10 protein-coding genes are annotated in these 11324 nt (G+C 73.0%); 6 read left to right on the forward strand and 4 right to left on the reverse strand.

From position 1 onward, the window contains the following. Positions 1-109 precede the first annotated feature (109 nt). The 3 genes from ACIBL4_RS20275 to ACIBL4_RS20285 all read left to right on the forward strand — a co-directional run bounded on the left by ACIBL4_RS20275 (position 110) and on the right by ACIBL4_RS20285 (position 2393). Positions 110-427: a hypothetical protein gene (locus ACIBL4_RS20275; RefSeq protein WP_399412585.1), complete on the forward strand. Its 318-nt coding sequence runs from the start codon at positions 110-112 to the stop codon at positions 425-427. Next, positions 316-882: a sigma factor-like helix-turn-helix DNA-binding protein gene (locus tag ACIBL4_RS20280; RefSeq protein WP_399411943.1), complete on the forward strand. Its 567-nt coding sequence runs from the start codon at positions 316-318 to the stop codon at positions 880-882. The genes ACIBL4_RS20275 and ACIBL4_RS20280 overlap by 112 nt, the downstream gene beginning before the upstream one ends. A gap of 734 nt (positions 883-1616) precedes the next feature. Continuing rightward, complete coding sequence (locus ACIBL4_RS20285; RefSeq protein ID WP_399411944.1) at positions 1617-2393, forward strand: SDR family oxidoreductase; 777 nt, start codon at positions 1617-1619, stop codon at positions 2391-2393. 14 nt (positions 2394-2407) lie between these two features. Here ACIBL4_RS20285 and ACIBL4_RS20290 read toward each other — a convergent pair whose 3' ends face one another. Beyond that, a complete protein-coding gene (locus ACIBL4_RS20290; RefSeq protein ID WP_399411946.1) occupies positions 2408-3670 on the reverse strand; it encodes an ROK family transcriptional regulator in 1263 nt (420 codons plus the stop codon). Between the two features lie 158 nt (positions 3671-3828). Here ACIBL4_RS20290 and ACIBL4_RS20295 point away from each other — a divergent pair, with 158 nt between their 5' ends. Then, positions 3829-5034 (forward strand): MFS transporter, encoded by a 1206-nt coding sequence (locus ACIBL4_RS20295; RefSeq protein ID WP_399411948.1) that lies wholly within the window; start codon positions 3829-3831, stop codon positions 5032-5034. A 93-nt stretch (positions 5035-5127) separates the two neighbouring features. Further along, on the forward strand, positions 5128-6510 hold the full coding sequence (locus tag ACIBL4_RS20300) for a uracil-xanthine permease family protein (RefSeq protein WP_399411950.1): 1383 nt from the start codon (positions 5128-5130) through the stop codon (positions 6508-6510). Here ACIBL4_RS20300 and ACIBL4_RS20305 read toward each other — a convergent pair. Beyond that, positions 6489-7622, reverse strand: coding sequence for a glycoside hydrolase family 6 protein (locus ACIBL4_RS20305; protein ID WP_399412587.1), 1134 nt, complete (start codon positions 7620-7622; stop codon positions 6489-6491). The two genes, ACIBL4_RS20300 and ACIBL4_RS20305, sit on opposite strands and share 22 nt — an antisense overlap. Before the next feature lie 175 nt (positions 7623-7797). On the opposite strand from ACIBL4_RS20305, the gene ACIBL4_RS20310 reads away from it, so the two are divergent. Then, a complete protein-coding gene (locus ACIBL4_RS20310) occupies positions 7798-8547 on the forward strand; it encodes a DUF5995 family protein (RefSeq protein ID WP_399411952.1) in 750 nt (249 codons plus the stop codon). Here the strand turns inward: ACIBL4_RS20310 and ACIBL4_RS20315 are convergent. Together ACIBL4_RS20315 and ACIBL4_RS20320 are read right to left on the reverse strand one after the other, a co-directional pair. Then, entirely contained in the window at positions 8508-10205 is a 1698-nt protein-coding gene (locus ACIBL4_RS20315; protein ID WP_399411954.1) for a flavin monoamine oxidase family protein, read from the reverse strand. The two genes, ACIBL4_RS20310 and ACIBL4_RS20315, sit on opposite strands and share 40 nt — an antisense overlap. Positions 10206-10250: 45 nt before the next feature. Then, the gene (locus ACIBL4_RS20320; RefSeq protein WP_399411956.1) at positions 10251-11039 is read right to left on the reverse strand and encodes a carbon-nitrogen hydrolase family protein; all 789 of its coding nucleotides are present in this window, start codon (positions 11037-11039) and stop codon (positions 10251-10253) included. Between the last annotated feature and the right edge of the window lie 285 nt (positions 11040-11324).

The raw sequence follows: 11324 nt of genomic DNA on the forward strand, positions 1-11324 counted from the left end.
ACCACCACGCTCGCCGGGAGTTCGAGACCCACCGGCCCCGGCTGTTCTCGCTCGCCTACGGCTGCTGGGCTCCGCGCAGGAGGCGGAGGACGCGGTCCAGGACGCGTACCTGCGCTTCAGCGGCGTGGACCGCGCGGAGATCGAGCATCCGGCGGCCTGGCTCGCCAAGGTCGTCACCAACCTCTGTCTGAACCGGCTGACCTCCGCCCGGGCCCGGCGCGAGCGGTACGTCGGCACCTGGCTGCCCGAGCCGGTGGTGACCCGGACGGCGCGCTCGGGCCGCTGGAGTCGGCCGAGCAGCGGGACGCCGTGTCGATGGCGATGCTGGTGCTCCCGGAGCGGCTCACGCCGGCCGAGCGGGCGGTGTACGTGCTGCGGGAGGCGTTCGGCTACGGGCACCGGGAGATCGCCGGCGTGCTGGATCTGAGTGAGGCCAGCTGCCGCCAGCTGTACCGGCGGGCCGTACGGCGGGTGGGCGAGCCGCAGGCCCGGTTCGAGGCCGCGGCCGAGCGTCAGGAGGAGTTGGTCACGTCGTTCATCACGGCGGCCCGCCAGGGCGACCTGGCCGGGCTGGAGAAGCTGCTCGCGGCCGACGCGACCTGGTGGAGCGACGGGGGCGGCAAGGTCACCGCTGCCCGGTGGCCGATCGAGGGCGGGCCGAGGATCGCCCAGTTCCTGGCGGGCGGGGGCCCGAAGTTCTCGGTGGGCCTGGAGTTCACCGTCACCGAGGTCAACGGCGCGAGGGGGCTTGCCAGCTGGGCGGGCGACACCCTCGTCGGCCTGGCGGCGCTCGAGGTGCGCGACGGGCTGATCGCGGGCGTGCGGGGCGTGGTCAACCCGGAGAAACTGGCGTTCGCGCGGCGCCAGCTCAGCCGGCCGTAGGCCGCCGGGGCGGGGGTGGATCGCCGGCGGTAGCGGGTCGCGGGTCGTGGGGTCGTGGGGCGGCACGGGACGCCGGTCATGCCGGGCACCGGGCGCGGATCGAAGGGCGCGGTTGCGGATCACCGGGCGGTCGCGGGGCGTCACGCGGGTCGCGGATCGTCGGCGCGGAACACCAGTCGCACCGGCCACGAAGCGCAAACGCCAGACGCGGTCTCGGAACACCACGCAGGTCGCAGACCGCCACCCAGGTCACCAAACGCCGGGCCGGTCGCGGATCACCGACACGGAACGCGGAACGCCGGCGCGGAACACCAGTCGCACCGGCCACGAAGCGCAAACCCCAGGCGCGGTCTCGGAACACCACGCAGGTCGCAGACCGCCACCCAGGTCACCAAACGCCGGGCCAGTCACGGATCACCGACGCGGAACGCGGAACGCCGGCGCGGAACACCAGTCGCACCGGCCACGAAGCGCAAACGCCAGACGCGGTCGCGGAACACCACGCAGGTCGCAGACCGCCACCCAGGTCACCAAACGCCGGGCCAGTCACGGATCACCGACGCGGGACGCGGATCGCCGACACGGGAGGCCAGTCGCGCCGGGCACACAGCGCTCGGCGTCGGACGCGGTCGCGGATCGCCGTACGGGGATGTCACATCCGGCAGGGCTGTCCGGTCTCAGTCGCAGAGGGCGCTCCGCCTGGGAGCGCCGGTGTTGCGAAGGGACTGAACAGCATGACCACGATCCTGGTGACCGGCGGCACCGGAACGCTCGGCCGGCTCGTCGTCGATCGGCTGCGCGCGGCCGGGCACGACGTGCGGGTGCTCAGCCGGCACACCCAACCGTACGCGGTCGACCTGCGGGAGGGCGGTGCCGTGCTGGACGCGGCTGTCGCCGGTGTGGAGACGATCGTGCACTGCGCCTCATCGCCGAAGGGGGACGAGCAGGCGGCGGCGAACCTGGTCCGCGCGGCGCGCGGGGCCGGTGTGCGGCACCTCGTCTACATCTCCATCGTGGGCGTCGACAGGGTGCCGTTCCGCTACTACAAGAGCAAGCTCGCGGTGGAGAAGCTGATCGAGCAGTCGGGGCTCGACTGGACCGTGCTGCGGGCGACGCAGTTCCACGACCTGCTCGTCATGCTGTTCCAGGGGCTGGCGAAGCTGCCGCTCCTTTTCCTGCCGGCGGGTGTCCGGGACCAGCCGGTCGAGGTGGCCGAGGTCGCCGACCGGCTGGCCGGACTCGCGGCGGGGGCGCCGGCGGGGCGGGTCGAGGACATGGGCGGCCCGCAGGTGCGGACGATCGAGTCCCTGGCCCGCGCGTATCTGAAGGCGACCGGGCGGCGCCGGGCGGTGGTGAACGTGCCGCCGTGGGGCGCGGCGTTCCGGGGCTTCCGCAGCGGTGGTCACCTGACGCCGCAGCGGGCGACCGGCACGGGCACGTTCGAGGAGTACCTGGCGCGGCGGTACGGGGGCGAGCCGGCACGGGCGGGCAGCGGGCGGTCCCGGGCGTGACATACGGGGCCGGACTACGACCGCCGCGCGGGCCGCGCCCCCGGAGCGAAGAGTTCTTCCTGGGCGCGGTCGCGGGCTGTGAGGAGGGCGCCGCGCAGGACCGCGCTGCCGCCGAGCGCGGTTGTCCGTACCTCCGTGGGCAGCGGGGTCATCCGGGCGATGCGCTCCTGCACGCGGGCGGCGAGTTCGTCGCCGCCCGCTCGGCCGACCTCGCCGCCGAGCACCACGCAACCAGGGTCCAGGATCGCGACGACCGCGGCGACACCGACGGCGAGACGATCGGCGAGGGCGTCGAGGAAACGGGCAGCGGGGACGGCCGAGGGGGACTCGGACTCCCCGGCCTCCGTCTCCGCCGCCCGTACGTCGCGCACCGCCGACCGCACCACACCGATCGCCGCCCGCACCACCCCCACCACCGACGGCTCCTGCCCCGGCTCCGGTGAAACCCCGCACCGCGCCGCGAGGTCCACGACCGCGGCCGACGCCGCCAGGGAGTGGAACCCGCCCTCGCAGTCCGTCGAGGACGGCAGCGCGGCCGCGCCCGGGACCGGGAGGAAGCCGATCTCGCCGGTGCCGCCGGAGGCACCGCGCCGTAGGGCGCCGTCGAGAACCACCGCCGCGCCCGTTCCGTGGCCGAGCCACAGCAGGACGAAGGTGTCCCGGTCCCGGGCCGCCCCGTCGCGCTGCTCCGCCAGCGCCGCGAGGTTGGTCTCGTTCTCCACGCTCACCCGGGCCTCGGGCAGCCGCTCCTGGAGGGCGGTGACGAGCCGGCGGTGCCACTCCGGCAGCCCGGAGGAGTCACGGAGTTCGCCGCTGGCCGGGTCGATCAAGCCGGGCGCCCCGATCCCGACGGTGTGCAGACGGTCCGCGCCGGCCTCCTTCACCACCCGCTCGACCAGCGCCACCGCCTGCTCCACGGCGGGGCCCGTCCCCATGTCGCCGCCGATGGGCACCGACTCCTCGGCCAGCACCCGTCCCACCAGGTCCGCGACGGCCACGGCGACACCCTCCGTGCGTACGTCCAGCGCGGCGAGGTGCGCCCGGTCGGCGACGATGCCGTACACCTTGGCGTTGGGCCCGCGGCGCTGCTCCCCCGCCTCGCCCACCACCTCGATCAGCCCTGCGGCGGTGAGGCGTTCGACGAGGTCGGCGACGGTCGGCCGGGACAGACCGGTCAGGTGCTTCAACTGCCCTGCCGTCAGCGGGCCCTCCTGCTGGAGCAGACGCAGGGCGAGCCGGTCGTTGATGGCCCGGGCGGTGCTCGGGGATGCGGGCATGCCGGGATCCTTCCAGATCTGAGGGGGCCCACGGCCGGGTGCTCCGGTCGGCCGGTCATCCCCTTATCTATCAGGCAGGGTTCCTGATAGTTTACGGCCGCCACCACGCGCCAACGGGCGTACACGCGGGGAGACCAGGAGAGGACGGGGGCCGGAGAATGAGCAACGTGGTCCATGACGAGGGCGAGGTGAAGCGGTCGCGGTACGCCGTGGCCGCCGTCTTCGCCGTGCACGGCGCCGTGACCGGCTCGTTCGCCACCCGCGTGCCGTGGATCCAGGACCACGCGGGCGTCAGCGCCGGCCAGTTGGGGATCGCGCTCGCCTTCCCCGCGCTCGGCGCGTCCGTCGCCATGCCGCTCGCCGGCAGCGTCAGCCACCGCTTCGGTGCCCGCAACGCGCTGCGCGGACTGATCGCCCTGTGGACGCTGTCGCTGGTCCTGCCGTCCCTCGCCCCGAACCTGCTCACGCTCTGCCTGGCCCTGTTCACCTACGGCGCCACGGCGGGCATGGCGGACGTGGCGATGAACGCGCTGGGCGTCGAGGTCGAGAACCGCCTCGGCCGCTCGATCATGTCCGGACTGCACGGCATGTGGAGCGCGGGCGCCCTGGTCGGCTCGGCGGCCGGCACGCTCGCCGCGCACCTCGGTTCGGACGCCCGGCTGCACCACGTCCTGGCCGCCGCGGTCCTCACCGTCGTCGGCGTGCTGTCCTGCCAGTGGGTGCTCGACCTCCAGCCCGCAGAGGACGAGGAGCCGCCGCCGCGCTTCGCGCTGCCGCCCCGTTCGGCGCTGCTCATCGGCGCGATCGGGTTCTGCGCGGTGTTCGCCGAGGGCGCGAGCCTGGACTGGTCGGCGGTCTATCTGCGCGAGCAGTTGGAGACCTCGGCCGGTCTCGCCGCGGCGTGCACGACGGGCTTCACGCTCACCATGGCCATCGCCCGGATCGCCGGTGACAAGGTCGTGGACCGCTTCGGTGCCGTGCGGACCGTGCGGGCGAGCGGCGTGTTCGCCGTCCTCGGCGGGCTGCTGATCGTGATCGCCGAGCACCCGGCGGTGGCGATGACCGGGTTCGCGCTGATGGGGCTGGGCATCGCCGTCGTCGTACCGCTGTGCTTCGCCGCGGCGGGCCGCAGCGGGTCCAACCCGAGCCTGGCGATCGCGGGCGTCGCGACCATCACATACACCTCGGGCCTGGTCGCGCCGAGCGCGATCGGCATGCTGGCGCAGGCGACCAGCCTGATGGTGTCGTTCGCCCTGGTGACGCTGCTGTCCTGCGGACTGGTGGCGTTCGCGCGTGTACTGCGCCCCGGCGACCGGGCGGCGATCAGCCGGCCGGACGCGGCGGTCCCCGACCCGCGCCCCTGAAGGGGCACCCGACCGCCCTGGGTCATCACCACCGCTGACGCACCCCGACAATGGTCCGGACACTCGCACGCACGACGAAAGCGAAACCGCACCATGGATCTCGGCGTCCGCTGGAAACTGCACGGCGGCGACGGACGCACCCCGGCGCCCGGCGCAGTGGTCCGCCCCGACGAGCGGCTCTCCTGGCCCCGCACGGCCGGGCTCGGTGCCCAGCACGTGGTGGCCATGTTCGGCGCGTCCTTCGTGGCGCCGGTGCTGATGGGCCTGGACCCCAACCTCGCGATCATGATGTCGGGCGTCGCGACCGTCGTGTTCCTGCTCGCCACCCGCGGTCGCGTGCCCAGCTATCTGGGCTGCTCGCTGTCCTTCGTCGGCGTGGCGGCGGTCATCCGGGCGCAGGGCGGCAGCAGCGCCACCGTGACCGGCGCGGTGTTCGTCGTCGGTGTCGCGCTGTTCCTCGTGGGGCTCGCCGTGCGGCGGTTCGGGGCGCGGATCATCCACGCCGCGATGCCCCCGGTCGTGACCGGTGCGGTGGTGATGCTGATCGGTTTCAACCTGGCGCCGGTGACGGCCTCGACGTACTGGCCGCAGGACCAGTGGACGGCGCTGCTCGTGATGCTGTTCACCGGGCTGGCGGTCGTCTGTCTGCGCGGTTTCTGGTCCCGGATCGCGATCTTCCTCGGGCTGGTCTTCGGGTACGGCATCTCCTGGGTCTTCGACCTGGTCTTCGGCAGGATCCACTCGGTGGACGCGAGCGGCAAGCTCACCGACCACTGGCGGCTCGACCTCTCCGGCGTGGCCAAGGCCGACTGGGTCGGGCTGCCGACCCTGCACGCCCCGTCGTTCGAGTGGTCGGCGATCCTGGTCGCCCTGCCGGTCGTCATCGCGCTGGTCGCGGAGAACGCCGGGCACGTCAAGGCGGTCGGCGAGATGACCGGCGACCCGCTGGACGACAAGCTCGGCACGGCGATCGCGGCCGACGGCGTCGGCTCGGTGCTGTCCACCGCGGTCGGCGGCCCGCCCAACACCACGTACTCCGAGAACATCGGCGTGATGGCCGCGACCCGCGTCTACTCCACGGCCGCCTACTGGGCCGCCGCCGGCTTCGCCCTGCTCTTCGGCATCTGCCCGAAGTTCGGCGCGGTCGTCGCCGCGATCCCGGGCGGTGTGCTCGGCGGCATCACCGTCATCCTGTACGGCATGATCGGCCTGCTCGGTGCCCAGATCTGGCTCAACGCCGGGGTGGACCTGCGCAATCCGCTGAACCTGGTCCCGGCGGCGGCCGGCATCATCATCGGCGTCGGCAACGTCTCCATGAAGATCACGGACACCTTCTCGCTGAGCGGCATCGCGCTCGGCACGCTGGTCGTCATCACCGGCTACCACGCGCTGCGGGCCTTCGCCCCGCCGCACCTGAAGACGCAAGCGCCGCTGCTGGACGAGGGCACCAGCTCCTACGACGAGGCCAAGTCGTAGGCGTACGACGCCGTGAACGTCCCCGGCTTGCCCTTGCAGCCGTCCGACTCCCCCGGCAGCTTGACCCAGAGATAGGCGTCGATCCGGTCCTCGCCGGTGCTGAGGGTCGGTGTCCGGCCGAGCTTGCGGCCCGCCGGGTCGCACCAGATGCCGTCGGGCGGGGCGCCGTTGCCGTTGCGGCTGGTGTCGATGACGGCGCCCAGGCCCGCCGGGCCGCCGAGCGCGTCCAGGACCCGCCGGTCGTAGGCGACCTCGTCGGCCGTGGTGTGGAAGTTGGAGACGTTGCTGAAGATCCCGTCGGAGGAGGCGGGCGAGGCGGCACCGGCCTGCCGCAGCCACGCCGCCTGCTTGCCGGGCGCGTTCCAGCCCGAGTGCCCCGCGTCGAAGTACACGCGGGCCCGTGGATTGGCGGCCTTCAGGACGCGTCCGGCCCGGGCCAGCGAGGCGAAGCGGTCCGCGCGCTCACCGGCGGACAGGCACTCGGCCTGGGCGACCGAGTCCGGCTCCAGGACGACGATGACCTCTCCGGAGCCCAGCCCGTCGGCGAACCGGTCGATCCACGCGTCGTAGGCGCCCAGGTCGGGCGCGCCGCCCTGGGAGTACCCGCCGCAGTCCCGGCCGGGGATCGCGTACGGCACGAGAACGGGCACCCGGCCCAGCGCGGCACCGCCCGACGTCACCGCGGCGACCCGCGCGGTGAGCGTGTCCGGGGAGTAGTCGGCGAACCAGACGGCGGCCGGCTGGTCGGCGATGCGGGAGGCGATGACCGCGTGGCGGGGGTCACCGGCGTTGGCCCGGACCCAGTCGAGCACCTGGGAGTCGGGGTGGCGGTAGAGCCGGGCGCTCACGGGGCTGGTCCGCTCCTGCTTCGTGCGGGTTCGCGACGGCGACGGCGTGGGGCTCGGCGTCACGGGCGCGGAGGTGGCGGGCGTGGGGGAAGCCGACCCGGTGGCCGACGGGGACGCCGACGGCGCCGCGGGCAAGGGCGCCAGACGGGGCGACGCGGACACCACGGGGCGCTGGGCCCGGTCCGGGCCGCGCCGGTCGCCGAACGCGGACAGCACCCCGGCGACCGAGCCGGCCGCGACCACGACGGAGGCCACCACGACCATCGCGCCACGCCGTACGGCACGCCTGCGCTCGGCCCTGCGGGCGGCCAGGCGCTGGGCACGCGAGCCTGACACGGTGCCGGTCCCCCTCCCCCTGCGGCGGGCGGCGTTCCCCCGTTCCGGGGAAGCGCCGGGCCTGCCGGTACTACCGCCAGCCTAGAGCTGGGACTCTGCCCGCATGCCGCGATGCGAACAAGTCCCCCCAGCCCTGGACACTCCGGTCGACGGAGTCATCTCCCGTATGCGCGCCCTCGACGCGACCCTGCACCCCCGGGACGGGGTGGCCGTCTTCAACCGCGTCTACCTCGCCGTGACGGAAGCGGTGGACCGGTACGTCGACACCGGGCGGTTCGCGGACCCGCACGCCGCGATCACGCTGGACGTACGGTTCGCGCAGCGGTACTTGGAGGCCGTCGAGGCGGTGGCCGGCGAGCGGCGCCCGCCGGCCTGCTGGCGGCCTCTGTTCCAGTTCCGGCGCCATCCCGGGGTACGTCCGCTGCAGTTCGCGCTCGCGGGTATCAACGCGCACATCGGGCACGATCTCGCGCTGGCCGTCGTGGACACCTGCCGTACGCTCGGCTGCGCACCCGTCGAGCTGGAGGACGAGTTCGACGCGGTGGGCGATCTCCTCGTCGCGCTGGAGGAGCGCATCCGCGAAGAGCTGATGCCGGGCCCCGACCTCCTCCAGATCGCGGACCCGCTGACCCATCTGCTCGGCTCATGGAGCCTGGAGCGCGCCCGTGACGCCACCTGGACGGCGGCCCGGGCGCTGTGGGCGCTGCGCGGACTCCCCGACGTCGCCGAGGAGTTCACCGAGCGCCTGGACACGGCGGTGGGCTTCGCGGGGCGCATGCTGCTCACGCCCCTGCCGCAGTCCTCCTGCCTGCCTCAGTCCTCGGGCAGTTCGACGGGCGCGATCTCGTCGTAGAGGTCGCCGGGCCCCGGGTTGGCCGGGTCGGTCGTGCCGCCGAAGTGGTGCATGACGCCCCAGACCGCGTTGAGGGCGGTCTGGACCGCACCCTCGGCCCAGCCGGCCGTCCAGGAGATGTCGTCGCCGGCGAGGAAGATGCCGCGCTTGTCCGCGGGCAGCCGGTCCTGCATGAAGTGCGTGAACAGGCGCCGCTGGTAGCGGTAGTGGCCGGGCAGGTTGGCCTTGAACGCGCCCATGAAGTACGGCTCGTTCTCCCAGGAGACGGTCACCGGGTTGCCGATGATGTGCTTGCGGATGTCGACCTTGGGATAGATCTCGCCGAGCGACTTCAGCATGACCTCCATCCGCTCGTTCGCGGACAGCGGCAGCCACTTGAGGCTGTCGTCGCACCAGGTGTAGGAGAGGCAGATGACGGCGGGCTGGTCAGGGCCGTTGTCGAGGAGGTAGGTCCCGCGCGTCATCCGGTCGGTGAGCGTCATCGACATGACGTCCCGCCCGGTCTCCTCGTCCTTGTCGAGCCAGAACGGCCGGTCGACCGGGACGAACAGCTTGGAGGACTCCATGTAGTGCGTGCGCTCGATGGCCGTCCAGTGGTCGATCGGGAAGAGCGAGTCGTCGCAGTCGATCTTCGACAGCAGCATCCAGGACTGGGCGGTGAAGATCGCCGCCGGGTAGGTGCGGATGTCGCCGTGCGCGTCGGTCACTGTGATGCGGTTGCCGGCGGTGCGGTGCAGGCGGGTGACGGCCGGGCGGGGCGCACGGTTGTCGTGGAGGCTCGCGAGGGAGGTCCCGTAGGGCCAGTGGACGATCTTCTCCGGCTCGCGCTCCCACAGGCGCAGCGGCAGTTGCTGGGAGCCGCCGACGATGCCGCGGTGGTGGTCGTCGGCCTCGGTGTAGACGACGCGCAGGATCTCCAGGATGGAGTTCGGGAAGTCCGTGTCCCAGCCGCCCGTGCCGAAGCCGACCTGGCCGAAGATCTCGCGGTGCCGGAAGGACTTGAACGCCTCGGAGTCGCAGAGGAAGCCGTAGAAGGTCTGGTTGTCGAGCTTCTCGACGAGCCGGGACCAGATCTCGCGGATGCGCGGGACGTCCCGCTCGCGCAGGGCCCGGTTCATGTCGGAGAAGTCGGCGCCCTCCTCCAGGCACCGGTTCCAGGCCTCGGCGACGTCCCGGTACACCTGGGGCAGGTCGGCGATCGTCTCGGCGTAGTGCGACTCGCCCTTGAGGTCGACGACGGTCGACGGGGTCGTCTCCGCCAGGGGGTTGGGGAAGGGCCGCGTCTGCAGGCCGACCAGGTCGATGTAGTGCTGGAGGGCGGTGGAGGACGGCGGGAAGCGCATCGCGCCCATCTCGGCGGTGAGGGAGTCGTCGCAGCCGTCGAAGCCCACCGTCCGCAGCCGCCCGCCGATCTGATCGGCCTCGTACACGACCGGCTTCAGGCCCATCTTCATCAGCTCGTACGCGGCGACGATGCCGGACAGGCCGCCGCCGATGACCGCGACCTCCGTGCCGTGCTCGGTCGCGGGTATCTGCCCGAGACCCGCCGGGTGGGCGAGGAAGTCGTCGTAGGCGTACGGGAAGTCCGGGCCGAACATGGTGATCGGCGGCTGCTGCGCGTCTGCGTGCTCGACGGCGTTGGGCACGGTGGACGTCATGGGGTACGGACTCCTTGCAGAAGAAACAGGCAGGTGCGGGGGGTGTCAGACGAGCGGCCCGTACAGGCCGGGGCGCCGGTCCCGCAGATACGGGTTGGCCTCGCGCGACGCGGCGAGGAAGACGGGGTCGACGTCGGCGAGGACGAGCTCCTCGGCGCGCCCGGCCCGGGTCCGGGCGACCCCGTCGGGCCCGGCGAGCGTGGACAGCCCGACGAACTCGAACTCGCCCTCTTGTCCGGCCCGGTTGACGTACGCGACGTACATCTGGTTCTCGAAGGCGCGCACCGGGATCATCGACTCGGCGACGAACTGGAACGGGTGCATCTGCGCCGTCGGGACGATCAGCAGGTCGGTGCCGGCGAGGGCGTGGGCGCGGACGTTCTCCGGGAACTCGACGTCGTAGCAGATCAGGATCCCGACGCGCAGACCGCCGAGTTCCGCCTGGACGACCGGCTGGTTCCCGGGCGTGAAGTGGTCGCGCTCGAAGCAGCCGAAGAGGTGGGTCTTGCGGTAGTTGGCGAGACGGGTGCCGTCGGCGGAGATCAGCTGGGCGGAGTTGAACACCGTCTCGCCGGCCCGCTCGGGGTAGCCGTAGGCGATCGCCAGTCCGTGCCTGGTCGCGGTCTCGGCGATGGCGTCGGCGCAGTCGCCGTCGGCGGGCTCGGCGAGCCGGGCGATGTCGTCGCCGATCGCGTACCCGGTCAGGAACATCTCCGGCGCGACCAGCAGCCCGGCGCCCGCGGCGGCGGCCCGGCCCGCGGCCTCGTCGAGGACCTTGAGGTTCTCGACGGTGGAGCCGGGTCGGCCGGAGCTCTGGAGCAGGGCGGTGCGCATGCGTGTTCCTCACCGGTACGCGGGGGTTTCGGGGGGCCTGATAGACGGTACGGTCGGCGGCTCCGGCCGGACAAGGAGCAGCCGTTGCGCGTCCGTGAGCGGATCATTGCGTTCGCCGGCGGGTCGGCGGCGATTCGTTGCGGGCCCTGACCGTCCTTCCCCGGGCGCATGCCCGAACGGCCTTTCTCCGCCGGGCGGCGGAGGCCGGGTCCCGTCCCGGGTGCGATGTGGCGAGGGCGCCGCGCCGGGACAGTGGTGAGCGTCCAGTCGACGTGCGTCACCTGC

This window comes from Streptomyces sp. NPDC050416 (genome assembly GCF_044458845.1).
Taxonomy (GTDB): domain Bacteria; phylum Actinomycetota; class Actinomycetes; order Streptomycetales; family Streptomycetaceae; genus Streptomyces.

Bases quoted from the DNA above. Each gene is read 5' to 3' on its own strand.
- ACIBL4_RS20280 (WP_399411943.1), top strand. From the start codon at position 316: ATGGCGATGCTGGTGCTCCCGGAGCGGCTCACGCCGGCCGAGCGGGCG.
- ACIBL4_RS20285 (WP_399411944.1), top strand. From the start codon at position 1,617: ATGACCACGATCCTGGTGACCGGCGGCACCGGAACGCTCGGCCGGCTC.
- ACIBL4_RS20290 (WP_399411946.1), bottom strand. From the start codon at position 3,670: ATGCCCGCATCCCCGAGCACCGCCCGGGCCATCAACGACCGGCTCGCC.
- ACIBL4_RS20295 (WP_399411948.1), top strand. From the start codon at position 3,829: ATGAGCAACGTGGTCCATGACGAGGGCGAGGTGAAGCGGTCGCGGTAC.
- ACIBL4_RS20300 (WP_399411950.1), top strand. From the start codon at position 5,128: ATGGATCTCGGCGTCCGCTGGAAACTGCACGGCGGCGACGGACGCACC.
- ACIBL4_RS20305 (WP_399412587.1), bottom strand. From the start codon at position 7,622: ATGGTCGTGGTGGCCTCCGTCGTGGTCGCGGCCGGCTCGGTCGCCGGG.
- ACIBL4_RS20310 (WP_399411952.1), top strand. From the start codon at position 7,798: ATGCCGCGATGCGAACAAGTCCCCCCAGCCCTGGACACTCCGGTCGAC.
- ACIBL4_RS20315 (WP_399411954.1), bottom strand. From the start codon at position 10,205: ATGACGTCCACCGTGCCCAACGCCGTCGAGCACGCAGACGCGCAGCAG.
- ACIBL4_RS20320 (WP_399411956.1), bottom strand. From the start codon at position 11,039: ATGCGCACCGCCCTGCTCCAGAGCTCCGGCCGACCCGGCTCCACCGTC.